Origin of the sequence: Mycobacterium sp. MAC_080597_8934, assembly GCF_000523975.1 — a bacterium.
In the GTDB taxonomy this organism is placed as follows: Bacteria; Actinomycetota; Actinomycetes; order Mycobacteriales; family Mycobacteriaceae; genus Mycobacterium; species Mycobacterium avium.
In genome coordinates this window covers 78,962-104,795 of record NZ_JAOS01000042.1, presented here as the reverse complement: position 1 = coordinate 104,795, position 25,834 = coordinate 78,962, and the positions used below count along the sequence as shown (strand labels likewise).

At 69.1% G+C, this 25,834-nt stretch carries 22 protein-coding genes; 18 read left to right on the top strand and 4 right to left on the bottom strand.

Annotated features, from left to right (window positions below; all coding sequences use genetic code 11):
• The first annotated feature begins 79 nt into the window (after nucleotides 1–79).
• Together NF20_RS20520 and clpP2 are read left to right on the top strand one after the other, a co-directional pair.
• Complete coding sequence (locus NF20_RS20520; protein WP_009975941.1) at nucleotides 80–670, top strand: ATP-dependent Clp protease proteolytic subunit; 591 nt, start codon at nucleotides 80–82, stop codon at nucleotides 668–670.
• Entirely contained in the window at nucleotides 667–1,302 is a 636-nt protein-coding gene (clpP2, locus tag NF20_RS20515) for an ATP-dependent CLP protease proteolytic subunit ClpP2 (RefSeq protein ID WP_003875849.1), read from the top strand. Before NF20_RS20520 ends, clpP2 begins: the two co-directional genes overlap by 4 nt.
• A 21-nt stretch (nucleotides 1,303–1,323) precedes the next feature.
• Here the strand turns inward: clpP2 and mmuM are convergent, their stop codons facing one another.
• Nucleotides 1,324–2,244 (bottom strand): homocysteine S-methyltransferase, encoded by a 921-nt coding sequence (gene mmuM / locus NF20_RS20510; RefSeq protein WP_170945453.1) that lies wholly within the window; start codon nucleotides 2,242–2,244, stop codon nucleotides 1,324–1,326.
• Between the two features lie 294 nt (nucleotides 2,245–2,538).
• On the opposite strand from mmuM, the gene clpX reads away from it, so the two are divergent.
• From clpX to proB, 15 genes are all read left to right on the top strand, one after another.
• Entirely contained in the window at nucleotides 2,539–3,819 is a 1,281-nt protein-coding gene (gene clpX, locus NF20_RS20505; protein WP_003875851.1) for an ATP-dependent Clp protease ATP-binding subunit ClpX, read from the top strand.
• A 286-nt stretch (nucleotides 3,820–4,105) separates the two neighbouring features.
• A complete protein-coding gene (locus NF20_RS20500) occupies nucleotides 4,106–6,061 on the top strand; it encodes a 2-oxoacid:acceptor oxidoreductase subunit alpha (RefSeq protein WP_003875852.1) in 1,956 nt (651 codons plus the stop codon).
• A 109-nt stretch (nucleotides 6,062–6,170) separates the two neighbouring features.
• Nucleotides 6,171–7,262: a 2-oxoacid:ferredoxin oxidoreductase subunit beta gene (locus NF20_RS20495; RefSeq protein ID WP_019732231.1), complete on the top strand. Its 1,092-nt coding sequence runs from the start codon at nucleotides 6,171–6,173 to the stop codon at nucleotides 7,260–7,262.
• 13 nt (nucleotides 7,263–7,275) lie between these two features.
• On the top strand, nucleotides 7,276–7,857 hold the full coding sequence (gene mobA, locus NF20_RS20490; protein ID WP_050485441.1) for a molybdenum cofactor guanylyltransferase: 582 nt from the start codon (nucleotides 7,276–7,278) through the stop codon (nucleotides 7,855–7,857).
• Between the two features lie 1,311 nt (nucleotides 7,858–9,168).
• Complete coding sequence (locus NF20_RS28765; RefSeq protein ID WP_019683608.1) at nucleotides 9,169–9,393, top strand: transglycosylase family protein; 225 nt, start codon at nucleotides 9,169–9,171, stop codon at nucleotides 9,391–9,393.
• A 69-nt stretch (nucleotides 9,394–9,462) separates the two neighbouring features.
• A complete protein-coding gene (locus NF20_RS20480) occupies nucleotides 9,463–10,722 on the top strand; it encodes a saccharopine dehydrogenase family protein (RefSeq protein ID WP_023898178.1) in 1,260 nt (419 codons plus the stop codon).
• 58 nt (nucleotides 10,723–10,780) lie between these two features.
• The gene (locus NF20_RS20475) at nucleotides 10,781–13,429 is read left to right on the top strand and encodes a valine--tRNA ligase (protein ID WP_023898180.1); all 2,649 of its coding nucleotides are present in this window, start codon (nucleotides 10,781–10,783) and stop codon (nucleotides 13,427–13,429) included.
• On the top strand, nucleotides 13,426–14,883 hold the full coding sequence (folC, locus tag NF20_RS20470; protein ID WP_003875858.1) for a bifunctional tetrahydrofolate synthase/dihydrofolate synthase: 1,458 nt from the start codon (nucleotides 13,426–13,428) through the stop codon (nucleotides 14,881–14,883). Before NF20_RS20475 ends, folC begins: the two co-directional genes overlap by 4 nt.
• Nucleotides 14,880–15,257, top strand: coding sequence for a DUF4233 domain-containing protein (locus NF20_RS20465; RefSeq protein ID WP_003875859.1), 378 nt, complete (start codon nucleotides 14,880–14,882; stop codon nucleotides 15,255–15,257). Before folC ends, NF20_RS20465 begins: the two co-directional genes overlap by 4 nt.
• Before the next feature lie 40 nt (nucleotides 15,258–15,297).
• The gene (ndk, locus tag NF20_RS20460) at nucleotides 15,298–15,708 is read left to right on the top strand and encodes a nucleoside-diphosphate kinase (protein ID WP_003875860.1); all 411 of its coding nucleotides are present in this window, start codon (nucleotides 15,298–15,300) and stop codon (nucleotides 15,706–15,708) included.
• Nucleotides 15,709–16,047: 339 nt separating this feature from the next.
• Entirely contained in the window at nucleotides 16,048–18,888 is a 2,841-nt protein-coding gene (locus tag NF20_RS20455) for an Rne/Rng family ribonuclease (protein ID WP_033711367.1), read from the top strand.
• 211 nt (nucleotides 18,889–19,099) lie between these two features.
• A complete protein-coding gene (rplU, locus tag NF20_RS20450) occupies nucleotides 19,100–19,411 on the top strand; it encodes a 50S ribosomal protein L21 (RefSeq protein ID WP_003875862.1) in 312 nt (103 codons plus the stop codon).
• Between the two features lie 17 nt (nucleotides 19,412–19,428).
• On the top strand, nucleotides 19,429–19,695 hold the full coding sequence (gene rpmA, locus NF20_RS20445) for a 50S ribosomal protein L27 (protein WP_003875863.1): 267 nt from the start codon (nucleotides 19,429–19,431) through the stop codon (nucleotides 19,693–19,695).
• 90 nt (nucleotides 19,696–19,785) lie between these two features.
• Nucleotides 19,786–21,264 carry a GTPase ObgE gene (gene obgE / locus NF20_RS20440; RefSeq protein ID WP_033711366.1) on the top strand — a complete coding sequence of 493 codons (1,479 nt, stop codon included), beginning with the start codon at nucleotides 19,786–19,788 and terminating at the stop codon, nucleotides 21,262–21,264.
• Nucleotides 21,261–22,364, top strand: a complete 1,104-nt coding sequence (gene proB / locus NF20_RS20435) for a glutamate 5-kinase (RefSeq protein ID WP_011724310.1) — start codon at nucleotides 21,261–21,263, stop codon at nucleotides 22,362–22,364. The genes obgE and proB overlap by 4 nt, the downstream gene beginning before the upstream one ends.
• A gap of 14 nt (nucleotides 22,365–22,378) precedes the next feature.
• Here the strand turns inward: proB and NF20_RS20430 are convergent, their stop codons facing one another.
• On the bottom strand, nucleotides 22,379–23,029 hold the full coding sequence (locus NF20_RS20430) for a TetR/AcrR family transcriptional regulator (protein WP_011724311.1): 651 nt from the start codon (nucleotides 23,027–23,029) through the stop codon (nucleotides 22,379–22,381).
• A gap of 104 nt (nucleotides 23,030–23,133) precedes the next feature.
• Between NF20_RS20430 and NF20_RS20425 the strand changes: the two genes are divergently transcribed.
• On the top strand, nucleotides 23,134–24,411 hold the full coding sequence (locus NF20_RS20425; protein ID WP_033711373.1) for a cytochrome P450: 1,278 nt from the start codon (nucleotides 23,134–23,136) through the stop codon (nucleotides 24,409–24,411).
• An 11-nt stretch (nucleotides 24,412–24,422) separates the two neighbouring features.
• Here the strand turns inward: NF20_RS20425 and NF20_RS20420 are convergent, their stop codons facing one another.
• Both NF20_RS20420 and NF20_RS20415 read right to left on the bottom strand, forming a co-directional pair.
• Nucleotides 24,423–25,271: an SIR2 family NAD-dependent protein deacylase gene (locus NF20_RS20420; protein ID WP_023898217.1), complete on the bottom strand. Its 849-nt coding sequence runs from the start codon at nucleotides 25,269–25,271 to the stop codon at nucleotides 24,423–24,425.
• Between the two features lie 17 nt (nucleotides 25,272–25,288).
• Nucleotides 25,289–25,831, bottom strand: coding sequence for a cysteine hydrolase family protein (locus NF20_RS20415; RefSeq protein ID WP_009975981.1), 543 nt, complete (start codon nucleotides 25,829–25,831; stop codon nucleotides 25,289–25,291).
• Nucleotides 25,832–25,834: the final 3 nt, after the last annotated feature.

The window sequence follows — 25,834 nt, the reverse complement described above, 5'->3', positions numbered from 1 at the left end:
CCGCGAAACGGCGGGCCCGGTTGGTTAGTGTCGGTGCAGAGAAGAACTCGAGAAAGCAGGTAACCCAGTCGTGTCTGACATGCGTTCGCCCTCGCAGGGTCTCAACCTCACGGACTCGGTCTATGAGCGCTTGCTGTCCGAGCGCATCATCTTCCTGGGTTCGGAGGTCAACGACGACGTCGCCAACCGGCTGTGCGCGCAGATCCTGCTGCTCGCCGCCGAAGACCCCACCAAGGACATCTCGCTCTACATCAACTCCCCGGGCGGTTCGATCAGCGCCGGCATGGCCATCTACGACACCATGGTGCTGGCGCCCTGCGACATCGCCACCTACGCGATGGGCATGGCCGCCTCGATGGGCGAGTTCTTGTTGGCGGCGGGCACCAAGGGCAAGCGCTACGCGCTGCCGCACGCCCGCATCCTGATGCACCAGCCGCTCGGCGGGGTCACCGGCAGCGCGGCCGACATCGCCATCCAGGCCGAGCAGTTCCACGTCATCAAAAAGGAGATGTTCCGGCTCAACGCCGAATTCACCGGACAGTCGATCGAACGCATCGAGGCCGACTCCGACCGCGACCGCTGGTTCACCGCCCAGGAGGCCCTCGAGTACGGGTTCGTCGACCACATCATCACCCGCGCCGCCACCATCACCAACGGAGAAGCACAGTGAACCCTCAGATCCAGCCCCAGGCGCGCTACATCCTGCCGTCGTTCATCGAGCACTCCAGCTTCGGGATCAAGGAATCCAACCCGTACAACAAGCTGTTCGAGGAGCGCATCATCTTCCTCGGCGTCCAGGTGGACGACGCGTCGGCGAACGACATCATGGCGCAGCTGCTGGTGCTGGAGTCGCTGGACCCGGACCGCGACATCACCATGTACATCAATTCGCCCGGCGGCGGATTCACCTCGCTGATGGCCATTTACGACACCATGCAGTACGTGCGCGCCGACATTCAGACGGTGTGCCTCGGTCAGGCCGCCTCGGCGGCGGCGGTGCTGCTGGCCGCCGGCACCCCGGGCAAGCGGATGGCGCTGCCCAACGCGCGGGTGCTGATCCACCAGCCGTCGCTGCAGGGCGTGATCCAGGGGCAGTTCTCCGACCTGGAGATCCAGGCCGCCGAGATCGAGCGGATGCGCACGCTGATGGAGACCACCCTGGCCCGTCACACCGGCAAGGACGCCGCGACCATCCGCAAGGACACCGACCGGGACAAGATCCTGACCGCCGAAGAGGCCAAGGACTACGGGATCATCGACACCGTGCTGGAGTACCGCAAGCTGTCGGCGCAGACGGCCTAACTCGCTGCGCCGAACGTGCACTCAGGGCGATTTTTTGGCGGAATTTTCGCCGTCACTGCACGCTCGGCGAACGGCCGCGATGTCGGTGGGCCGCACCCGGCAGCATCCGCCGACGATACGTGCTCCCGCCGCCAGCCACCGCGCGGCCAGCGGCGCCGAAAACCGCGACGGCCCGGTCCAGTTGTGCCGCAAGGCATCCCAGTGCTCTCCGCTGTTCGGGTAGACGATCACGGGTTTGCCGATCGCCGCGGCGATCTCGATCGTGGGCAACACGTCATCCGGCGCGCAGCAATTGACGCCGACAGCGACAATCTCGGGCACCCCTGCCGCCACCGCGAAAGCGTCGGCTAGCGGCTGACCCGCCCGGGTGTGGGCGCCGTCAATGGTGTAGCTCAGCCACGCCGGCACACCGAGCGAGCGCACCAGATTCACCAGCGCCTCGGCCTCGTCGACGTCGGGGATGGTTTCCACTGCCAAGACGTCCGCGTCGGCGTCGGCCAACACCTCCAGCCGCGGCCGGTGCCAGTCCTCCAGCTGCCTCACGCTGAGCCCGTAGCGGCCGCGGTATTCGGAGCCGTCCGCAAGTGCGGCGCCGTACGGGCCCACCGACGCGGCCACGTGGCCCGCAACACCTGCCTCATCCCGCGCGGCCTTGGCGAGTTCGACACTGCGCCGAAGCAATCCGGCGGTGTCGGAACGGCTGATTCCGCGGGCCGCGAAGCCCTCGAAGGACGCCTGGTAGCTGGCCGTCGTCGCGATCATCGCCCCGGCGCGGAAGTAGGCGGCGTGCACCGCGACGATCTCCTGCGGGGCGTCGGCCAGCAGCCGCGCCGACCACAACGGGTCGGAGAGGTCGTGACCGCGCGCTTCCAGCTCGGTGGCCAGGCCGCCGTCGAGCAGCACGGGATCGCTGGGCCAGGTGAAGCCCCGGGCTGAACCCACCTGGCCACTGTAGGGTGATTTCGTGGGGGTTCGCCCACGCCTCGAGCCGGCCGCCAGGCTCGGTCGCATCACGACCGCGACACGCCAAAGACACGCAAAGCGCGTCTATCGCGAGTCACGGCCACCGTGTGGCTATATGTTTCATCCATACGGAAAGAGGCACGAACCCCCGCAAATACCATGAGCGCGATTCGGCGTTTATGGTCGCGGCGGGCCCGATCAAGCGGGTAGCGTCGGTGAATACATGCGGGACAGGCAAGACCAACGGCGAACAGGAAGTAGGCCCTCAGCACCATGGCGCGCATCGGAGACGGCGGTGACCTGCTGAAGTGCTCGTTCTGCGGAAAGAGCCAGAAACAGGTCAAGAAACTCATTGCTGGCCCCGGCGTGTACATCTGCGATGAGTGCATCGACCTCTGCAACGAGATCATCGAAGAGGAGCTCGCCGACGCCGACGACGTCAAGCTCGACGAGCTGCCGAAGCCGATCGAGATCCGGGAGTTCCTCGAGGGATACGTCATCGGGCAGGACACCGCCAAGCGGACGCTGGCCGTGGCGGTCTACAACCACTACAAGCGCATCCAGGCCGGCGAGAAGGGCCGCGACTCGCGCCACGAACCGGTCGAGCTGACCAAGTCCAACATCTTGATGCTGGGGCCGACCGGATGCGGCAAGACCTACCTGGCCCAGACGCTGGCCAAGATGCTCAACGTGCCGTTCGCCATCGCCGACGCCACCGCGCTCACCGAGGCCGGATACGTCGGTGAGGACGTGGAGAACATCCTGCTGAAGCTGATCCAGGCCGCCGACTACGACGTCAAGCGCGCCGAGACCGGCATCATCTACATCGACGAGGTGGACAAGATCGCGCGCAAGAGCGAGAACCCGTCGATCACCCGCGACGTGTCGGGGGAGGGCGTGCAGCAGGCCCTGCTGAAAATCCTGGAGGGTACCCAGGCATCGGTGCCGCCGCAGGGCGGCCGCAAGCACCCCCACCAGGAGTTCATCCAGATCGACACCACCAACGTGTTGTTCATCGTGGCGGGCGCCTTCGCCGGGCTGGAGAAGATCATCTACGAGCGCGTCGGCAAGCGGGGCCTGGGTTTCGGCGCCGAGGTGCGCTCCAAGGCCGAGATCGACACCACCGATCACTTCGCCGAGGTCATGCCCGAGGACCTGATCAAGTTCGGTCTGATCCCCGAGTTCATCGGCCGGTTGCCCGTGGTCGCCTCGGTCACCAACCTGGACCGCGAGTCGCTGGTCAAGATCCTGTCCGAGCCGAAGAACGCTCTGGTCAAGCAGTACACCCGGCTGTTCGAGATGGACGGCGTGGAGCTGGAGTTCACCGACGACGCGCTGGAGGCGATCGCCGACCAGGCCATCCACCGCGGCACCGGGGCCCGCGGCCTGCGCGCGATCATGGAAGAAGTGCTGCTGCCGGTGATGTACGACATCCCGAGCCGCGACGACGTCGCCAAGGTCGTGGTGACCAAGGAGACCGTGCAGGACAACGTGTTGCCGACGATCGTGCCGCGCAAGCCGTCGCGCACCGAGCGTCGCGACAAGAGCGCCTGACGCGACGCCGCGCCCCTGCTGCGGCTAAGCGCGGCGGTTAACGCTCACGACGTGACCAATAACACAGTTTGGTGCGGTCCGCGTCGGCGCCACCACCCTGACTTGGGCTTTTGGTGAGTTAACGCCCGCGTGTGGCGGGTATCAGGTGACCATGTACGCGCGAAATGAGTGCCATAATTGGTACCGCCAGTGACATAAAACCGTGATGGCCGGAGACTCACTTCGCCGGCGCGTAATCTGAAGCTGCGCGAACTGTCTGTCCGGTGAACAAATGGAGGGCAACGACGTGGATCCGAACGGCAGCGGAGCCGGATCAGACTCACAGAATGGGGCTTCCCCCAACGGATCTAGCCGTCAGCGCCTGGAACAGGTCGTCATCCGCTTCGCCGGTGACTCCGGTGACGGCATGCAGCTCACCGGCGACCGGTTCACCTCCGAGGCAGCGCTTTTCGGCAACGACCTGGCGACCCAGCCGAACTACCCCGCCGAGATCCGCGCGCCCGCAGGCACTCTGCCCGGTGTCTCGTCGTTCCAGATTCAGATCGCCGACTACGACATCCTGACCGCCGGCGACCGGCCCGACGTCCTCGTCGCGATGAATCCCGCTGCGCTGAAGGCCAATATCGGCGACCTACCCCGCGGCGGCATGGTGATCGCGAACTCCGACGAGTTCACCAAGCGCAACCTGACCAAGGTGGGTTACGTCACCAACCCGCTGGAGACCGACGAGTTGTCCGACTACGTGGTGCATTCCGTCGCGATGACCACCCTGACGCTCGGTGCCGTCGAATCCATCGGCGCGTCGAAGAAGGACGGCCAGCGGGCCAAGAACATGTTCGCGCTGGGCCTACTGTCGTGGATGTACGGTCGGCCGATCGAAACCAGCGAGAAGTTCATCCGGGAGAAGTTCGCCCGCAAGCCCGAGGTCGCCGAGACCAACGTGCTGGCGCTCAAGGCCGGCTGGAACTACGGCGAGACGACCGAGGCGTTCGGCACCACGTACGAGGTTTCCCGCGCGACGCTGCCGGCCGGTGAATACCGGCAGATCTCCGGCAACACCGCGCTGGCCTACGGCATCGTCGCGGCCGGTCAGCTGGCCGACATTCCGGTCGTGCTGGGTAGCTACCCGATCACGCCGGCCTCCGACATCCTGCACGAGCTGTCCAAGCACAAGAACTTCAACGTCATCACCTTCCAGGCCGAGGACGAGATCGGCGGGATCTGCGCCGCGATCGGCGCCTCCTACGGCGGCGCGCTGGGCGTCACCACCACGTCCGGGCCGGGCATCTCGCTGAAGTCCGAAGCGCTCGGGCTGGCCGTGATGACCGAACTGCCCCTGCTCGTCGTCGACGTGCAGCGCGGCGGGCCGTCGACCGGGCTGCCCACCAAGACCGAGCAGGCCGACCTGCTGCAGGCGTTGTTCGGCCGCAACGGCGAGTCGCCGGTCGCGGTGCTGGCGCCGCGCTCGCCGTCGGACTGCTTCGAAACCGCGCTGGAGGCGGCGCGCATCGCGGTGTCGTACCACACCCCGGTGATCGTGTTGTCCGACGGCGCGATCGCCAACGGCTCAGAGCCGTGGCGCATTCCGGACGTCAGCACGCTGCCGCGCATCACGCACGCCTTCGCCAAGCCGGACGAACCGTTCCAGCCCTACGCCCGCGACCCCGAGACGCTGGCCCGGCAATTCGCCGTCCCGGGCACGCCGGGCCTCGAGCACCGCATCGGCGGGCTGGAAGCCGCGAACGGCTCGGGCAACATCTCCTACGAGCCGGTCAACCACGACCTGATGGTGCGGTTGCGCCAGGCCAAGATCGACGGCATCTCGGTGCCCGATCTCGAGGTCGACGACCCCACCGGCGACGCCGAGCTGCTGCTGATCGGGTGGGGCAGCTCCTACGGCCCGATCGGTGAGGCCTGCCGGCGCGCGCGGCGCAAGGGCATCAAGGTGGCGCACGCCCACCTGCGCTACCTCAACCCGTTCCCGGCCAACCTGGGCGAGGTGTTGCGGCGGTACCCGCAGGTGGTGTGCCCGGAGATGAACCTGGGGCAGCTGGCCCTGCTGCTGCGCGGCAAGTACCTGGTCGACGTGCAATCGGTCAGCAAGGTACAGGGTGTGGCGTTCCTTGCCGACGAGATCGGTCGCGTCATTCGCGCCGCGCTGGGCGGGACGCTGGCCGAGGTCGAGAACGACAAGACGATGGTCGCCAGGATGGCGGCGGCAACGGTTGGAGCCAGCGCATGAGGGCACTGGTGACGGCCGGTTCGATGCAGAGCGAAGCGATGAGGAGGAGCGGCGCTCGTGACCTGCGCCGCGACGATGCAGAGCGAAGCGATGAGGAGGAGCGGCGCTCGTGACTGACGTGGTCGGCAACTTGGCGGGTAAGGACCTCGGTCTGACCGCGAAGTTGACCAAGAACGACGGGGTTCCCACAACGGACCAGCCGCAGAAGGCCAAGGACTTCACCAGTGACCAGGAGGTCCGCTGGTGCCCGGGCTGCGGGGACTACGTCATCCTCAACACCATCCGCAACTTCCTGCCGGACCTGGGGCTGCGCCGCGAGAACATCGTGTTCATCAGCGGCATCGGCTGCTCGAGCCGCTTCCCGTACTACCTGGAAACCTACGGCTTCCACTCCATCCACGGCCGCGCGCCGGCCATCGCCACCGGGTTGGCGCTGGCCCGCGAGGACCTCTCGGTCTGGGTGGTCACCGGTGACGGCGACGCATTGTCGATCGGCGGCAACCACCTGATCCACGCGCTGCGCCGCAACGTCAACATCACGATCCTGTTGTTCAACAACCGGATCTACGGGCTGACCAAGGGGCAGTACTCGCCCACGTCGGAGGTCGGCAAGATCACCAAGTCGACCCCGATGGGATCGCTGGACCACCCGTTCAATCCGGTGTCGTTGGCCCTGGGCGCCGAGGCGACCTTCGTCGGCCGCGCACTGGACTCCGACCGGGCCGGTCTGACCGAGGTGCTGCAGGCGGCGGCCGGGCACCGGGGCGCCGCCGTCGTCGAGATCCTGCAGGACTGCCCGATCTTCAACGACGGCTCGTTCGACGTGCTGCGCAAGGAGGGCGCCGAGGAGCGGGTCATCAGCGTCCGGCACGGCGAACCAATTGTGTTCGGCGCCAACGGCGAATACTGCGTGGTGAAGTCCGGCTTCGGCCTGGAGGTCGCCAAGACCGCCGACGTGTCGGTCGACGAGATCGTGGTGCACGACGCGCACACCGACAACTCGGCATACGCCTTCGCGTTGTCGCGGCTGTCGGACCAGAACCTCGAGCACACCGTGCTGGGCATCTTCCGCGACATCAGCCGGCCCACCTACGACGACGCCGCGCGCGCCCAGGTCCAGGCCGCCCAGTCGGCCAAGGCGTTCGACTCCGCGGCGCTGCAGTCGCTGCTGCGCGGCCGCGACACCTGGACCGTCGACTGACGTGGCCGACTCGATGCAACTGGCAGGGATCGTGCTTGCCGGCGGTGAATCGCGGCGGATGGGCCGCGACAAGGCCACCCTGCCGGGGCCCCGCGGGGCCGCGACGCTCCTCGAGTACGTCGTCGGGGTGCAGACCCAGCGCTGCGACCCGATCTTCGTGATGGCCGCCCCGGGGCAACCGTTGCCCGAGGTGACGGCGCGCATCATCCGCGACGAGATACGCGGCCAGGGGCCGCTCCCGGCGACCGGCCGGGGCCTGCGCGCCGCCGCCGAGGCGGGCGCCCGGTACGCGTTCGTCTGCGCCGTCGACATGCCGCTGCTGTCCCCCGAATTGATCGACGACCTGGTGCATTTGGCCACCGAAACCAAGGCCGAGGTGGTGCTGCCGTGGGACGGCCGCAGTCACTACCTTGCCTCGCTGTACCGCACCGATCTGGCCGAGCGGATCGACCGGCTGGTCGCCGGCGGCGCCCGATCGATGCGAGCCCTGATCGACGCCTCCGACGCCCAGCAGATCGTGCTGCCGGAATCGCGGTTCCTGGCCAACGTCAACACCGAGGCCGACCTGCGCGCCCTGGCGCAGGCGCGGGCCTGACAATCGGCCGGCGAATTCAGCGAATTCCCCTCTGCCGCCGAATTCGCGGCCGCCATCAATGCGGTAGCGCAAGCGAATGCGGCGTTATTGTTCCCTTTCGAATCGGTCTGGCCCGTCCATACCAGCTTCCCATCGTGATCTGTTGGGGCAGCGGCGATTTGAATGCACGTGTCGGAATCGGTGCGGGCGTCCCACGGTTTTGCAAGTGGCCCGCCCACCCATGACGCTGTCGGGGCGTGGCAAATTCGAATCGGTGAATTCCCGCGACCCGGGTGTGCACGGTGGGCATCGCGTGGGGCCTGCGAAAGGCATTGCAGCACTGCTTATTTGGTGAAAGCTATTGCGGGCGTTGGTAATACGATGCCGACGGACCGCGGCATCGGTGTACCCAGTGGACAATTTGCTTTCCGAAAAACCATGCAGCACAGCGCTACTCGACGTACGGGCGCACGATGTGCTGCTACTCGGCGTGGCGCGCGCTGTTGTGGCGCCCGCTGCGTTATCCTCCCGAACCCCCATCGGTGGGGGTCGAATGCGTTGAAGCACCACCGGATCGGGCTGTTCACCCGGCAAACGATGGTGCGCCAGCTCACAAAATACGCGTGATTCGGCTCACCATTTGTTTGCCCGGGCAATCCGCGAGCTCCCGCCGAAAATGCGCGCACGACCTGCGAAAATGCCCGCGCTATCGCGGCGTGATCGGCTCGTTACCGAAACGAGATATCCAGTTTCCGAAGATGACGAATGCAGCGGCGTCTTCTACGGTCCGTGTTAGCCCACAACGGGTTACGGAAGAGTAATCGAAAATTGAATCCACGGACCCGCGTGTGAGCGGCGGCACGGACGGCGACAGCCCGCCCGTGACCGGTGGGTGAAGCCCGCCGGCAGACCTGGCCCGCCGCTGTCGTGCCCGACCCAGACGGCACGTCCCGAAGCAGGCATTCAACCAACAGCCTCAGCCCACCTTCGTGGGCTTGCTTTGGCGCGCGCGCACCGCGAAAGGAAGGATATTGAGGAACGTCCGCAAGACGCTCATTCTCGCCGCGGTCACGGGCACGCTCGTGACCATCCCGTCCGCTACTGCTCACGCAGACGCGGAGCAGGTGGGCTTCGACCCGAACATGCCGGCCGCCGGCCCCGCCCGGACGCGCCACCGCCCCGGCCCGGACGCTCCGCCGCCCCGGCTCCGGACGCCCCGCCGGCCCCGGACGCTCCGCCTCCCCGGCTCCGGACGCCCGCCGCCGCGGCCCGGATGCGCCGCCGGCCCCGGGCCCGGACGTCCCGCCGCCTCCCGCTCCCAAGGCGTACAGCGTGAACTGGGACGCCATCGCGCAGTGCGAGTCGGGCGGCAACTGGGGGATCAACACCGGTAACGGCTACGCCGGTGGCCTGCAGTTCACCTCGAGCACCTGGCACGCCAACGGCGGCAGCGGCTCCCCGGCCGGCGCCAGCCGCGAGGAGCAGATCCGGGTCGCCGAGAACGTGCTGCACTCGCAGGGCATCGGCGCGTGGCCGGTGTGCGGCCGCCGCGGCTGATCCCAGCCATCCAAGAAGTGCCGGGCCTAGTGCCCGGCACTTCTTGGCTCCAGGGGTAGCGTCGGGCCGGTGACCGCAACACCGCGCGAATTCGACATTGTGTTGTATGGGGCTACCGGCTTCGTCGGCAAGCTCACCGCCGAGTACCTGGCCGGGGCGGCACCGGACAAGCGGATTGCGCTGGCCGGCAGGTCCACCGAGAAGCTGCGTGCCGTCCGCGACTCGCTCGGCGACGCCGCGCAGTCCTGGTCGGTCCTGCAGGCCGACGCCAGCTCGCCCGCCACCCTCAACAAGATGGCGGCCCGCACCCAGGTCGTCATCACCACGGTCGGCCCGTACACCCGCTACGGGCTGCCGCTGGTGGCCGCGTGCGCGGCCGCCGGCACCGACTACGCCGACCTGACCGGAGAGGCGATGTTCGTCCGGGACAGCATCGACTCCTATCACAAGCAGGCCGCGGATACCGGCGCCCGCATCGTGCACGCCTGCGGATTCGATTCGGTGCCGTCGGACCTCAGCGTGTACGCCCTGTACCGGGCGGCGCGCGATGACGGCGCCGGCGAGCTCGTCGACACCGACCTGGTGGTGCGTTCCTTCTCCGGCGGGGTGTCCGGCGGCACCGTCGCCTCGATGCTCGAAGTGCTCGACACCGCATCCCGCGATCCCGAGGCCCGGCGCCAGCTCGCCGACCCCTACACATTGAGCAGCGACCGCGGCGCCGAACCCGACGTCGGGCCGCAGCCCGATCTGCCGTGGCGACGGGGTCGCCAGATCGCGCCGGAACTGGCCGGGGTATGGACCGCGGGCTTCGTCATGGCGCCCTACAACACCCGGATCGTGCGGCGCAGCAACGCATTGCTCGACTGGGCCTACGGTCGGTCGTTGCGTTACAGCGAAAGCATGAGCCTGGGCTCGTCGCCGCTGGCGCCGGTGGCCTCCGCGGTGGTGGGCGGAACGGCCGCCGCGACGTTCGGGTTGGGCAGCCGCTATTTCCGCTTCCTGCCCCGCCGGCTGGTGGAGCGCATCGTGCCCAAGCCGGGAACCGGCCCCAGCCCGGCGGCCCGCGAGCGCGGCTACTACCGGATCGAGACCTACACCACGACCACCAGCGGCGCCCGCTACGTGGCCCGGATGGAACAGCGCGGGGACCCCGGCTACAAGGCGACCTCGGTGCTGTTGGGGGAGAGCGGGCTGGCGCTGGCCTTCGACCGCGACAAGCTCCCGCAGCTGTACGGGGTTCTCACCCCCGCGGCCGCAATGGGCGACGCGCTGCTGGACCGATTCCCCGGCGCGGGCGTGTCCTTGCAGGTCGACCGGCTCGCCGGGTGACCCGGCTCACGGTTCGGGCACTTACATGAAGGTAAACGTCGCTCCCTAGAATTGACGGGTGACCGCCAGCCGCAGCCCCGCCACCGACCTGCCCAAGTCGTGGGACCCGGCCGCGGCCGAATACGCGATCTACCGCCAGTGGGTGGACGCCGGGTACTTCACCGCGAACCCGGCCAGCGACAAACCCGGCTACTCGATCGTGTTGCCGCCGCCCAACGTCACCGGCAGCCTGCACATGGGCCACGCGCTGGAGCACACCATGATGGACGCCCTGACCCGGCGCAAGCGGATGCAGGGCTACGAGGTGCTCTGGCAGCCCGGCATGGATCACGCCGGCATCGCGACCCAGAGCGTGGTGGAAAAGCAGCTCGCCGTCGACGGCAAGACCAAAGAGGACTTCGGTCGCGAGCTGTTCATCGAGAAGGTGTGGGACTGGAAGCGCGAGTCCGGCGGCGCCATCGGCGGCCAGATGCGCCGGCTCGGCGACGGGGTGGACTGGAGCCGCGACCGGTTCACCATGGACGAGGGCCTGTCCCGGGCCGTGCGCACCATCTTCAAAAGGCTCTACGACGCCGGGCTGATCTACCGCGCCGAGCGGCTGGTCAACTGGTCGCCGGTGCTGCAGACGGCCCTCTCCGACATCGAGGTCAACTACGAGGAGGTCGAGGGCGAGCTGGTGTCGTTCCGCTACGGCTCGCTCGACGACTCGGGCCCTCACATCGTGGTGGCCACCACCCGGGTCGAGACGATGCTGGGCGACACCGCCATCGCGGTGCATCCCGACGACGAGCGCTACCGGCACCTGGTCGGCAGCAGCCTGCCGCACCCGTTCGTGGACCGGCAGCTGCTGATCGTCGCCGACGAGCACGTCGACCCCGAATTCGGCACCGGCGCAGTCAAAGTCACGCCCGCGCACGACCCCAACGACTTCGAGATCGGGCTGCGCCACCAGTTGCCGATGATCTCGATCATGGACACCAGGGGTCGAATCGCCGACACCGGAACACAATTCGACGGCATGGACCGGTTCGCGGCCCGGGTCGCGGTGCGCGAGGCGCTGGCCGCGCAGGGCCGCATCGTCGAGGAGAAGCGACCCTACCTGCACAGCGTCGGGCATTCCGAGCGCAGCGGCGAGCCGATCGAGCCGCGGCTGTCGCTGCAATGGTGGGTCCGAGTGGAATCGCTGGCCAAGGCCGCCGGTGACGCGGTCCGCAACGGCGACACGGTGATTCACCCGACCAGCATGGAACCGCGCTGGTTCGCCTGGGTGGACGACATGCACGACTGGTGCATCTCGCGGCAGCTGTGGTGGGGCCACCGCATCCCGATCTGGTACGGGCCCAACGGCGAACAACGCTGCGTCGGCCCCGACGAAACGCCGCCCGAGGGCTGGGAGCAGGACCCCGACGTGCTGGACACCTGGTTCTCCTCGGCGCTGTGGCCGTTCTCCACCCTGGGCTGGCCGCAGAAGACGCCGGAGCTGGAAAAGTTCTATCCCACAAGCGTTCTGGTCACCGGCTACGACATCCTCTTCTTCTGGGTGGCCAGAATGATGATGTTCGGCACCTTCGTCGGCGACGACGACGCCATCACCCTGGACGGCCGGCGCGGCCCGCAGGTGCCGTTCACCGACGTCTTCCTGCACGGGCTGATCCGCGACGAGTCCGGTCGCAAGATGAGCAAGTCCAAGGGCAACGTCATCGACCCGCTCGACTGGGTGGACATGTTCGGCGCCGACGCCCTGCGGTTCACCCTGGCCCGCGGCGCCAGCCCCGGCGGCGATCTGGCGATCGGGGAGGATCACGTCCGGGCGTCGCGCAACTTCTGCACCAAGCTGTTCAACGCCACCCGCTATGCGCTGCTCAACGGCGCGCAGCTGGCGCAGCTGCCGCCGCTCGACGAGCTGACCGACGCCGACCGATGGATCCTTGGGCGGCTGGAAGAGGTTCGCGCGGAAGTCGATTCGGCGTTCGACAACTACGAGTTCAGCCGGGCCTGTGAATCGCTCTACCACTTCGCCTGGGACGAATTCTGCGACTGGTACGTCGAATTGGCCAAAACGCAACTGGCCGAAGGGATTACGCATACCACGGCGGTGCTGGCAACAACACTGGACACGCTGCTGCGGCTGCTGCACCCGGTGATCCCGTTCATCACCGAGGCGCTGTGGCAGGCCCTGACCGGCAACGAGTCCCTGGTGATCGCCGACTGGCCGCGGTCGTCCGGCGTCGGCCTGGATCAGGTTGCCACGCAACGGATCACCGACATGCAGAAGCTGGTGACCGAGGTCCGCCGGTTCCGCAGCGACCAGGGGCTGGCGGACCGGCAGAAGGTGCCGGCCCGACTGGCCGGTGTCACGGAATCCGACCTGGACACCCAGGTGAGCGCGGTGACCTCGCTGGCCTGGCTCACCGACGCGGGGCCCGACTTCCGCCCGTCGGCGTCGGTGGAGGTGCGGCTGCGCGGCGGCACCGTGGTCGTCGAGCTCGACACCTCGGGCAGCATCGACGTCGCCGCCGAGCGGCGCCGGCTGGAAAAGGATCTGGCCGCCGCCCACAAGGAGCTGGCGTCGACCACCGCCAAACTGGCCAACGAGGACTTCCTGGCCAAGGCGCCCCCGCACGTCGTCGACAAGATCCGGGACCGACAGCGGCTGGCGCAGGAGGAAAGCGAGCGGATCAACGCGCGGCTGGCAGTGCTGCAATGACCGAGCCGCCCGACTGGGCGCCGGAGCACGACGTTCCCGACCCGGTCCCCACCCCGGACGAGATCGCCGCGCTGCTGCAGGTCGAACACCTGCTGGACCAGCGCTGGCCGGAGACCAAAATCGAGCCCAGCCTGACCCGGATCAGCGCACTGCTGGACCTGTTGGGCTCGCCGCAGCGCGCCTACCCGTCCATCCACGTCGCGGGCACCAACGGCAAGACCTCGGTGGCCCGGATGATCGACGCGCTGGTCACCGCGCTGCACCGGCGCACCGGGCGCACCACCAGCCCGCACCTGCAATCCGCGGTGGAGCGCATCTCGATCGACGCCAAGCCGATCAGCCCGGCCCGGTATGTCGACACCTACCGCGAAATCGAGCCGTTCGTGCAGATGGTCGATCAGCAATCGCAAGCCGCCGGGGGACCCGCGATGAGCAAGTTCGAGGTGCTCACCGCGATGGCGTTCGCCGCGTTCGCCGACGCCCCGGTCGACGTCGCCGTGGTCGAGGTGGGCATGGGGGGACGCTGGGACGCCACCAACGTGGTCAACGCCCCGGTCGCGGTCATCACCCCGATCTCCATCGACCACGTCGACTACCTGGGCCACGATCTCGCCGGGATCGCCGGGGAGAAGGCCGGCATCATCACCCGGGCGCCCGCGGGGGCACCCGACACCGTCGCGGTCATCGCCCAGCAGCCGCCGGAGGTGATGGAGGTGCTGTTGGCGCAGTGCGTGCAGGCCGACGCCGCGGTGGCCCGCGCGGGCTCGGAGTTCGCGGTGCTGGGCCGGCAGGTCGCAATCGGCGGGCAGCTGCTGCAGCTGCAGGGGCTGGGCGGGGTGTATTCCGACGTCTACCTGCCGCTGCACGGCGAGCACCAAGCGCACAACGCCGCGCTGGCCCTGGCGGCGGTCGAGGCGTTCTTCGGCGCCGGCGCCCAGCGCCAGCTCGACGTCGACGCCGTTCGTGCCGGTTTCGCCGCCGTCACAAGCCCCGGCCGGCTTGAGCGAATGCGCAGCGCCCCAACGGTTTTCATCGACGCCGCGCACAATCCCGCCGGCGCGGCGGCCCTGGCGCGCACGCTGGCCGACGAATTCGACTTCCGCTTCCTGGTCGGCGTGCTCAGCGTCCTCGCCGACAAGGACGTCGACGGCATCCTGGCCGCGCTGCAGCCGGTGTTCCACTCCGTGGTGGTCACCCACAACGGGTCCCCGCGGGCGCTCGACGTCGAGTCGCTGGCCCTGGCGGCGCGCGAGCAGTTCGGCCCCGATCGGGTGAGCACCGCCGAGAACCTCAGCGACGCCATCGACGTCGCGACCGCGCTGGTCGACGACGCCGTCCGGGACGGGTTGGTGGACGGGCAGGCCGAGGACTTCGCCGGGACCGGGATCGTCATCACCGGCTCGGTGGTCACCGCCGGCGCGGCGCGAACCCTGTTCGGTCGTGATCCGCAATGACCCGGCCCGACCCACCCGAAGGCCCGCAGCAGCGCGGCGCGGCCGACCCGTGGCGCAGCTTCGGCGCGGTGATGGCCGCCACCCTGATCCTGGAGGCCATCGTCGTGCTGCTGGCGATCCCGGTGGTGGGCGCGGTCGGCGGCGGGCTGACGCGGGTGTCGCTGGGCTATCTGATCGGGCTGGCCGTTCTGCTGGTGCTGCTGGCCGGGGTGCAGCGCAGACCGTGGGCGATCTGGGTCAACCTGGGCGCGCAGGCGATCCTGCTGGCCGGCTTCGCCGTGTACCCGGGGGTGGGGTTCATCGGTGTGCTGTTCACCGGGCTGTGGGCGCTGATCGCCTACTTCCGCGCCGAGGTCCGCCGCCGGCAGGGATGACGCCCGGCGCCTGGCCAGCTGGTTATGTACGCTGTCCGCCGTGACCGAACGGACATTGGTACTGATCAAGCCGGACGGCGTCCAGCGGCAGCTGGTGGGGGAGATCATCGGCCGGATCGAGCGGAAGGGCCTCACCCTCGTCGCGCTGGAGCTGCGGCACGTCAGCCAAGATCTGGCCGCCCAGCATTACGCGGAGCACGAGGGCAAGCCGTTCTTCGCGTCGTTGCTGGAGTTCATCACCTCCGGTCCGGTGGTGGCGGCCATCGTCGAGGGACCGCGGGCGATCGCGGCGTTCCGGCAGCTCGCCGGGGGCACCGATCCGGTGGAGAAGGCGATTCCCGGCACCATCCGGGGCGATTTCGGGTTGGAGACGCAGTTCAACCTGGTGCACGGGTCCGATTCGGTCGAGTCGGCGAAACGGGAAATCGGGCTCTGGTTTCCCGACGCCTAGAGCTGCGGCGATGCCGCCGCCTGCCGGGGGCGGGCGGTTCCGCCCGAGCCGGCGGCCTCAGGTGCGGGTGGACCGGTGCCGTGATGTGGGATACTGATCTCGGGTGAACGTCGCCGGACCGGCGTCAGACACCCGAATGAAGACTTGGACAAGCGCGACCATAGCCCCGTCGCCTTGGTTCGCTGCATGTCAGGCCGTCATTCAGCACGGCGCCGAGTGGGTTCTACCGAGCCGCTCGGGGCGAGACCATCACAAGCCCGGGAGAAGTGACCCGGGCCCATAGCGAAGCCCTCGCGTGGCCGCGTCGCAACGACGCGCCCGGGGGCTTGAGGAGAATACGTGGTAGACGGTGCACCGACTGCAGACCCATCAGAAGAATCGACCCGGTCCGGGGACCTGCCCGACCGTTTGAGAGTTCATTCGCTGGCCCGAACGCTGGGAACCACCAGCAAGCGGGTGCTGGACGCGCTCAGCGAGCTGGACGGCCGCGTGCGCAGCGCGCACTCCACGGTGGACCGCGAGGACGCGGTCCGGGTGCGTGACCTGCTCGCCGCCCAGCCGTCGGCAGAACCGGAGCCGGCTGCCGAGGACGCGGCGAGCGGCGGACCGGACGCCGGGATCACCGGCGAACCCGAATCCCGGCTGCTGCTGGAAACCCCCGACGCTACCGAGCGGCCGCATTACATGCCGCTGTTCGTCGCGCCGCAGCCGCTGGAAAGCAGCGACGACGACGGCGATGCCGACGAGACCGCCGACTCCGACGACTCGGACGGCGACGACGACGAGCAGGCCGACCGGCCGTCCAGCCGGCGCCGCCGCCGCGGCCGTCGCGGACGCGGGCGAGGCCGCGGCGAGCAGGGCGGATCCGACGGGCCGGGCGACGGCGACGACGACGAGCCGCAAAACCGGGGCAAGAAGGGCGGCCAGTCGGACGGCGACGACGACTCCGACGGCCAGGACGCCGAGGACGCCGACGACTCCGACACCGGTGACGACGGCTCGGCCGACGGCGGTAATCGCCGCCGCCGCCGGCGCCGGCGCCGCAAATCCGGGTCCGGCGACGACAACGAGGACGGACCCTCGCCCGACGATCCGCCCAACACCGTCGTGCACGAGCGGCCTCCCCGCAACGGCAAAAGCGGCGGGGACGACGGCAACGGCAGCTCGAGCAGCGAGATCAAGGGCATCGACGGCTCGACCCGGTTGGAGGCCAAGCGGCAACGACGCCGGGACGGCCGCGACGCCGGCCGGCGCCGCCCCCCAGTGCTGACCGAGGCCGAATTCCTGGCGCGTCGCGAGGCCGTCGAACGGGTCATGGTGGTGCGCGACCGGATCCGCACCGAGCCGCCGCATCAGGGCTCGCGGTACACCCAGATCGCGGTGCTCGAGGACGGCATCGTGGTCGAGCACTTCGTCACCTCGGCCGCTTCGGCGTCCCTGGTGGGCAACATGTACCTGGGCATCGTGCAGAACGTGCTGCCCTCGATGGAGGCGGCCTTCGTCGACATCGGCCGCGGCCGCAACGGCGTGCTCTACGCCGGCGAGGTCAACTGGGAGGCCGCCGGCTTGGGCGGATCCGACCGCAAGATCGAGCAGGCGCTCAAACCCGGCGACTACGTCGTGGTCCAGGTCAGCAAGGATCCGGTCGGGCACAAGGGCGCCCGGCTCACCACGCAGGTGTCGTTGGCGGGCCGCTACCTGGTTTACGTGCCGGGGGCGTCGTCGACGGGCATCAGCCGCAAGCTGCCCGACACCGAACGCCAGCGGCTCAAGGAGATCCTGCGCGAGGTGGTGCCGTCGGACGCCGGGGTGATCATCCGGACCGCGTCCGAGGGTGTCAAAGAGGACGACATCCGCGGCGACGTCACCCGGCTGCAGGAGCGCTGGAAGCAGATCGAGGCCAAGGCGATCGAGATCAAGGAGAAGGCGGCCGGCGCGGCGGTGGCGCTCTACGAAGAGCCCGACGTGTTGGTCAAGGTCATCCGCGACCTGTTCAACGAGGACTTCGCCGGCCTGATCGTCTCCGGCGACGACGCCTGGAACACCATCAACGAATACGTGAATTCCGTTGCGCCGGACCTGGTTTCGAAGGTCACCAAGTACGAGCCGGCCACCGGCCCGGACGGCACGCCGGGGCCGGACGTGTTCGCGGTGCACCGCATCGACGAACAACTCGCCAAGGCGATGGACCGCAAGGTGTGGCTGCCGTCGGGCGGCACGCTGGTGATCGACCGGACCGAGGCCATGACGGTGATCGACGTCAACACCGGCAAGTTCACCGGCTCGGGGGGCAACCTGGAGCAGACGGTGACCAAGAACAACCTCGAGGCGGCCGAGGAGATCGTGCGCCAGCTGCGGCTGCGCGACATCGGCGGCATCGTGGTCATCGACTTCATCGACATGGTGCTGGAGTCCAACCGCGACCTGGTGCTGCGCCGGCTGACCGAGGCGCTGGCCCGCGACCGCACCCGTCATCAGGTGTCGGAGGTGACGTCGCTCGGGTTGGTGCAGCTGACCCGCAAGCGGTTGGGCACCGGGTTGGTGGAGGCCTTCTCGACGTCCTGCCCGAACTGCGGCGGCCGTGGCATCCTGCTGCACGCCGACCCGGTGGACTCGGCCCCGTCGAACGGGCGGAAGTCCGAGTCCGGGGGGCGCCGCGGCCGGCGCAAGAAGAGCAAGGCCGAGGAGCCGGTGGTGGCCAAGGTGCCGGTCCACTCGCCCGGCGAGCATCCGATGTTCAAGGCGATGGCCGCCGGCTCGTCCACGCAGGCGGCTTCCGACGAGGACGAATCCGCCGAAGAGGAGGCCGGTGACGAGCTCGAGCGGAAGAAGGCGGCGCGCGCCGAGGAGCTCGAAGCGGCCGAGGACACCGGGGACCTCGAGGACACCGAGGACGACGACGAGGACTCCGACGACTCCGACGATGAGGACCTCGATGACGAGGACATCGACGACGAGGAAGACCTGGGCGACGACGACGAGGACCTCGAGCTGGACGACGACGACCTGGACACCGAGGGCTCCGACGACTCCGACGACTCCGACGACTCGGAGGATTCCGACGATTCCGAAGACGCGCGGGACTCGGCGGCCGAGCGCCCGGGCGTTTCGGCCCTCGGCCGGCCACGGCGTCGGCGCGCGGCCGGCCGGCCGGCCGGACCGCCGATCCACGCGGACTGAGCGCCGCGCCGGGGGTGCCCGGTTTGACCCTGTAGCCGCTGGTCACGTACCCTTGGACAGTTGTCGTCGGGCCGGGTGGCTACTTTGGCCGGCGGCAGCGGGACTTCCCCGGGAAACGGCGCAGGCCCGCAACCCAGACCCACCACGTGCACCGCGGCTGGTTCGCGCGCGACGCGCCGAGCGGCGGCTACAAGAAGGAGCAGGAGCAACGATGGCGACCTACGCAATCGTCAAGACGGGCGGCAAGCAGTACAAGGTCGCCGTCGGGGACGTGGTCAAAGTCGAGAAGCTCGACTCCGAGCCGGGTTCGAACGTGTCGCTGCCGGTCGCCCTGGTGGTCGACGGCGCCAAGGTGACCAGCGACGCCGCCGCGCTGGCCAAGGTCGCGGTCACCGGCGAGGTGCTCGAGCACACCAAGGGCCCCAAGATCCGCATTCACAAGTTCAGGAACAAGACCGGCTACCACAAGCGTCAGGGACACCGTCAGCAGCTGACGGTCCTCAAGGTCACCGGTATCAAGTAGCTCGGGAGGCGACAGACATGGCACACAAGAAGGGCGCTTCCAGCTCGCGCAACGGCCGGGATTCCGCCGCGCAGCGGCTCGGGGTGAAGCGGTTCGGCGGCCAGATCGTCAAGGCCGGCGAGATCATCGTCCGCCAGCGCGGCACCAAGTTCCACCCGGGCACCGGCGTCGGCCGCGGCGGCGACGACACGTTGTTCGCCAAGCAGGCCGGCGCCGTCGAATTCGGCATCAAGCGCGGCCGCAAGACCGTCAACATCGTGGCGGCCGGGCAAGCCGCCGACTGAGCGCCGCGAGCGTGCACTCACCGCGATAATTCGAGGCAATTCTCGCGGTAGCTGCACGCTCGGCGAACGAGACGGCTGAGAGGATCCACGATGCCTCGGTTCGTCGACCGCGTCGTCATCCATGCGCGCGCCGGATCCGGGGGCAACGGCTGCGCCTCGGTCCATCGCGAGAAGTTCAAGCCGCTGGGCGGCCCGGACGGGGGCAACGGCGGCCGCGGCGGCAGCATCGTCTTCGTCGTCGACCCCCAGGTGCACACCCTGCTGGACTTCCACTTCCATCCGCACATCAGCGCGCCGTCCGGCAAACAGGGCATGGGCAACAACCGCGACGGCGCCGCCGGCGCCGACCTGGAAGTCAAGGTGCCCGACGGCACCGTCGTGCTCGACGAGAACGGCCGGCTGCTGGCCGATCTGGTGGGCGCGGGCACCCGCTTCGAGGCCGCCGCGGGCGGACGCGGCGGCCTGGGCAACGCCGCGCTGGCGTCGCGGGCCCGCAAGGCTCCCGGGTTTGCGCTGCTGGGCGAGCCGGGCGAAACCCGTGAGCTGACACTGGAACTCAAGACCGTCGCGGACGTCGGCTTGATCGGCTTCCCCTCGGCCGGCAAATCGTCGTTGGTGTCCGCGATCTCGGCGGCCAAGCCCAAGATCGCCGACTACCCGTTCACCACGCTGGTGCCCAACCTGGGCGTGGTGTCTGCCGGCGAGCACACCTTCACCGTCGCCGACGTGCCCGGCCTGATCCCGGGCGCATCAGCGGGCCGCGGCCTGGGCCTGGACTTCCTGCGGCACATCGAGCGCTGCGCGGTGCTGGTGCACGTCATCGACTGCGCCACCGCCGATCCGGGCCGTGACCCGATCTCCGACATCGACGCGCTGGAGGCCGAACTCGCCGCCTACACGCCCACCCTGCAAGGCGACGTGACGCTGGGTGATCTCACCGAGCGGCCCCGAGCGGTGGTGCTCAACAAGATCGACGTGCCCGAGGCGCGCGAGCTGGCAGAGTTCGTCCGTGACGAGATCGCCGAGCGCGGCTGGCCGGTGTTCCTGGTGTCGACGGTGGCTCGAGAAGGGTTGCAGCCCTTGATCTTCGGGCTGTGGCAGATGATCTCCGAGTACCAGTCCGCCCAGCCGGAGATCGTGCCGCGGCGCCCGGTGATCCGCCCGGTACCCGTCGACGACAGCGGTTTTCGGGTGGAACCCGATCCGCGGCAGCCGGGCGCGTTCGTGGTCAGCGGTGCGCGGCCCGAACGCTGGGTGCGCCAGACCAACTTCGACAACGACGAGGCGGTGGGGTATCTCGCCGACCGGCTGGCCCGCCTCGGCGTCGAAGAGGAGTTGCTGCGGCTGGGCGCGCGACCCGGCTGCGCGGTCACCATCGGGGACATGACGTTCGACTGGGAGCCGCAAACGCCTGCCGGACAACAGGTTGTGCTGTCCGGCCGCGGTACCGACGCGCGGCTGGAGCGCACCGAGCGGGTCGGCGCCGCCGAGCGCAAGGCCGCCCGCAGGCAGCGCCGCACCGGCGACGATGCAGCGCGCGGAACCACAGAACGCGGTGAGAACACGTGACCGCCCACCGCGACGCCATCCGCACGGCGCGCAGCCTGGTGGTCAAGGTGGGCACCAACGCGTTGACCACGCCGGCCGGGGTGTTCGACGCCGGCCGGCTGGCCGGGCTCGCCGACGCCATCGAGGCGCGGATGAAGGCCGGCACCGACGTCGTCATCGTCTCGTCGGGTGCCATCGCCGCGGGCATCGAGCCGCTCGGATTGTCCCGTCGCCCCAGGGATCTGGCGACCAAGCAGGCCGCGGCCAGCGTCGGTCAGGTGGCACTGGTGAATTCCTGGAGCGCGGCGTTCGCCCGCTACGGCCGCACCGTCGGGCAGGTGCTGCTGAGCGCGCACGACATCTCGATGCGCGCCCAGCACACCAACGCCCAGCGCACCCTGGATCGGCTGCGCGCCCTGCATGCGGTGGCGATCGTCAACGAGAACGACACCGTGGCCACCAACGAGATCCGGTTCGGCGACAACGACCGGCTCTCGGCGCTGGTGGCCCACCTGGTCGGCGCCGAGGCGCTGGTCTTGCTGTCCGACATCGACGGCCTTTACGACTCGGACCCGCGAAAGACCAAGGGAGCCAAGTTCATTCCGGAGGTGACGGGCGCGGAGGATCTGGCCGGCGTGGTCGCCGGCCCGGGCAGCGACCTGGGCACCGGCGGCATGACGTCGAAGATGTCCTCGGCGCTGCTGGCCGCCGACGCCGGGGTGCCCGTGCTGCTGGCCGCCGCGGCCGACGCCGCCAGCGCGCTCACCGACGCTTCGGTCGGCACGGTGTTCGCCGCCCGGCCGGTGCGGATGTCGGCCCGGCGGTTCTGGGTGCGCTACGCCGCCGAGGCGGCCGGCGCGCTGACCCTGGACGAGGGCGCGGTGCGCGCCGTGGTGCACCAGCGCCGCTCGCTGCTGCCCGCGGGCATCACCGCGGTGTCCGGCCGGTTCTACGCCGGCGACGTCGTGGAACTGCGCGGGCCGGACGCGGTGCCGGTGGCCCGCGGCGTGGTGGCCTACGACGCCACCGAACTGGCGACCATGATGGGGCGCTCGACCAGTGAGCTGCCCGGCGAGCTGCGCAGGCCCGCGGTGCACGCCGACGACCTGGTGGCGGTGTGAGCGGCGCCGTGCGGTCAGCTCCCCGAGGCGGGCTTGAGATACAGTGCGCCCCAAACGATTTCGGCCAGCGTGTCGGCCAGCTCCGCGTCGTAGGCGGACGGCTGGGCCGGTAGGTTCTGCTGGCAGGCCCGCTCGACCATCCAGGTCAACGCGCTCGCGGTGGTGGCCGCGGCCAGCCGCGGGCGGATCGACCCGTCGGCCTGACCGTCTTCGATGACCCGGGTGAGCTGGCCGGAGATGCCGGTCAGTATCTCGCGGTAGGTCTGCGCCGTCAGCGGGTCGTAGCCGGACATCTCGTTGAGCGCCACCAGCACCGCCTGATGCCGGCGATAGGTGGCGATGATGCGGGTCATCGCCGCCCGCACGTCGTCGGGGTCGTGCCGCCCGGCCACACTCCACCAGCGCCGCGCGCCGTCGGTGAGCTCGCCGAACACCCGGCTGGCCAGCCGGCGCAGCAGATGGCCCTTGTCCTCGAAGTAGATGTAGAAGCTGGCCCGCGAGATGCCGGCCGCACCGGCGAGCCGATCCACGCTGAGCTCGGTGAAGCTGGCTCCGTCACGCATCAGCCGTTCGGTGGCGTCCAACAGCCGGCGCTCCAGCTGCTCGCGGCGCTGCTCGCGGCCCGGGCTGCGGCGGCCCGGCGGCGTGCGGGTCACCGACGGCATACGGCCAGCCTAGCCGACTATTCGACATATTGACTAGACACACTGTCTAGGAATATCGTCGCCGATGTGCTGTGACCGGTGTCATAGCGGAGAGGAACGGCATCATGGCCGTGCTGACGGGCGAGTCCGGGACCGATCGATCGGGCCGCGCCTACGACGAGATCGATCTGTCGTCGCGGGCGTTCTGGTCCGGCACCGCCGCGGAGCGGGAACGCTCGTTCGCGGCGCTGCGCGCCGAGCGGCCGGTGAGCTGGCATCCGCCGGTCGAAGACTCGTTGCTGCCCGATCCCACCGATCCCGGCTTCTGGGCGGTCACCCGGCGCGCCGACATCGTGACGGTCAGCCGCAACAACGACGTCTTCCTGTCCGGGCACGGGGTGATGTTCGAGAGCATTCCCGCGGAGCTGCTCGAGGCGTCGCAGTCGTTCCTGGCGATGGACCCGCCGCGGCACACCAAGTTGCGCAAGCTCGCGCACGCCGCGCTCAGTCCCCGCCAGGTGCGCCGCATCGAGGACTCGATCAAGGCCAACGCCAAGGCGATCGTCGAGGAACTGCGCGCCGCCGGCAGCGGCTGTGACTTCGTCGACCACTGCGCCAAGGAGCTACCCATCCGCACGCTTTCGGACATGATGGGCATTCCCGAATCCGAGCGGGAACGCATGGCGCATGCCACCGACGCCCTGGTCTCGTGGGCCGACCCGGAGTTCCTCAACGGGCGCCCGGCGCTGGAAGTCCTGCTGGAAAACCAGATGTATCTGCACCAGGTCGTCGGCGACCTGGCCACCCAGCGCCGCGAGCGGCCCGGCGACGACCTGATCAGCAGCCTGGTCACCGCCGAGGTCGACGGCGACCGCCTGGAGGACGCGGAGGTGGCGGCGTTCTTCGTGCTGCTGTCGGTGGCCGGGAACGACACCACCCGGCAGACCATCAGCCACACCCTCAGGGCGCTCACCGTATTCCCTGACGAAAAGGCTTGGCTGCTCGAGGATTTCGACCACCGCATCGGCACCGCGGTCGAGGAGTTCATCCGCTGGGCGAGCCCGGTGATGACCTTCCGCCGCACCGCGGCAACCGATGTCGAACTCGGCGGTCAGACCATCCTGGCGGGGGAGAAGGTGGTCATGTTCTATCCGTCCGGCAACTGGGACACCGAGGCGTTCGACCATCCCGAACGGCTGAACCTGGGCCGTGACCCCAACCCGCACGTCGGCTTCGGCGGCGGCGGGCTGCACTTCTGCCTCGGCGCGCACGTGGCCCGGGCGCAGCTGCGGGCCATCTTCGCCGAGTTGTTCCGGCAGCTGCCCGGCATCCAGGCCGGCGAGCCCACCTATTTGGCGGGCAATTTCGTGCACGCCATCCGCGCCATGCCGTGCACCTTCTGACGCGTGTGGCGCTAATGCGTTGGCAGCGGCGATAACTCGTCGGCGAGCAGGGCCAGCAACTCCGAACACCCGCCGTCGACCTTGACGGTGGCCAAGTGGTCGCCCCGGGTGTCGCCGCGGTTGACGATCGCGATCGGGATGCCCCGGGCGGCGGCATGACGCACGAACCGGTAGCCGGAGAACACGGTCAGCGACGACCCCGCGACCAGCAGCGCATCGGCCTCGTCGATGAGCCGATAGGCAGCTGCCACAACATCTTTGGGCACGCTCTCGCCGAAATAGACGATGTCGGGCTTGAGCATGCCGGCGCAGCGCGCGCAGTCCAGATAACGGAACGACGCGGTGTCGGCGACGACCGCGTCGGCGTCGGGGGCCACCGCCAGCCCGCCGATCGCCTCGGTGCGCTCGATGAAGCCCGGGTTGAGCGCTTCCAGCCGCTCGGCCAACGCGGCGCGGCTCGTGGTGTCACCGCAGCCCAGGCAGATCACCCGCGCGTAGCTGCCGTGCAGGTCGATGACGTTTCGGCTGCCCGCCTTGGTATGCAGCAGGTCGACGTTCTGGGTGATCACGCCGGTGACCACCGCTGCGTCCTCGAGCGCGGCCAGCGCCCGGTGGCCGGCGTTGGGCAGCGTGTCGTCCATGTGCCGCCAGCCGACGTGGTTGCGCGCCCAGTACCGCTGCCGGAACGCCGGATCGCCGGTGAACTGGCGGATCGTCATCGGATTGCTGGGCGGCGACTCGGGCCCGCGGTAGTCCGGAATGCCCGAGTCGGTGGAGATGCCCGCACCGGTCAGCGCCGCGATCCGCCGACCGGCCAGCACTGCCACCAGTTCCGGGGATTCCGCGCGGCCGACCGTCACGTTGTTCAGGGTACGAGTCAGCCGAGGCAGTCCGCCGCCGTCGTCAGCTCGGCGGACATGTTCTGCTCCATCATCTTGCAGGCCGCCGCGCCCAGCTCGGGGTCGATGTGTGCGACCGCGTCCGTCGGGATGACGACGGGGAAGTGCCGCACGTAGGCGTCCAGGGCCGTGTAGAGGATGCACTGCTCGGTGACCTGCCCGGTGATGATCAGCCGCTTGGTGCCCAACCGGCTCAGCAGGTAAGCCAGCGCGGTCGAATAGAACGCGCTGTGACGGACCTTGGTCAGGCTGGCGGCTTCGCCCGAGACCGGGGCGATCGGCTTCACCAGGTCCGGCCGGGCGCCGTCGAGCGCCGAGCGGACCAGATCGGAGAACTGGGCGGTGAAATCGCCGTAGTTGTCGTTGACGTACACCAGGTCGACGCCGGCGGATTCGCGGGCCCGGCGCACCAGACCGGTCAACGGCTCGATGATCTTCTCGACGTTGGGTATTAGATTTTCAGCGTCGGGATGCTGATACGAATTCATCATGTCGACCACCAACACAGCAGTGTCGCTCATGCC

Coding starts and splice junctions, on each gene's coding strand:
- NF20_RS20415 (WP_009975981.1), bottom strand. CDS start 25,831: ATGAGCGACACTGCTGTGTTGGTGGTCGACATGATGAATTCGTATCAG.
- NF20_RS20520 (WP_009975941.1), top strand. CDS start 80: ATGCGTTCGCCCTCGCAGGGTCTCAACCTCACGGACTCGGTCTATGAG.
- NF20_RS20425 (WP_033711373.1), top strand. CDS start 23,134: ATGGCCGTGCTGACGGGCGAGTCCGGGACCGATCGATCGGGCCGCGCC.
- rpmA (WP_003875863.1), top strand. CDS start 19,429: ATGGCACACAAGAAGGGCGCTTCCAGCTCGCGCAACGGCCGGGATTCC.
- clpX (WP_003875851.1), top strand. CDS start 2,539: ATGGCGCGCATCGGAGACGGCGGTGACCTGCTGAAGTGCTCGTTCTGC.
- NF20_RS20465 (WP_003875859.1), top strand. CDS start 14,880: ATGACCCGGCCCGACCCACCCGAAGGCCCGCAGCAGCGCGGCGCGGCC.
- folC (WP_003875858.1), top strand. CDS start 13,426: ATGACCGAGCCGCCCGACTGGGCGCCGGAGCACGACGTTCCCGACCCG.
- NF20_RS20430 (WP_011724311.1), bottom strand. CDS start 23,029: ATGCCGTCGGTGACCCGCACGCCGCCGGGCCGCCGCAGCCCGGGCCGC.
- rplU (WP_003875862.1), top strand. CDS start 19,100: ATGGCGACCTACGCAATCGTCAAGACGGGCGGCAAGCAGTACAAGGTC.
- mobA (WP_050485441.1), top strand. CDS start 7,276: ATGCAACTGGCAGGGATCGTGCTTGCCGGCGGTGAATCGCGGCGGATG.
- obgE (WP_033711366.1), top strand. CDS start 19,786: ATGCCTCGGTTCGTCGACCGCGTCGTCATCCATGCGCGCGCCGGATCC.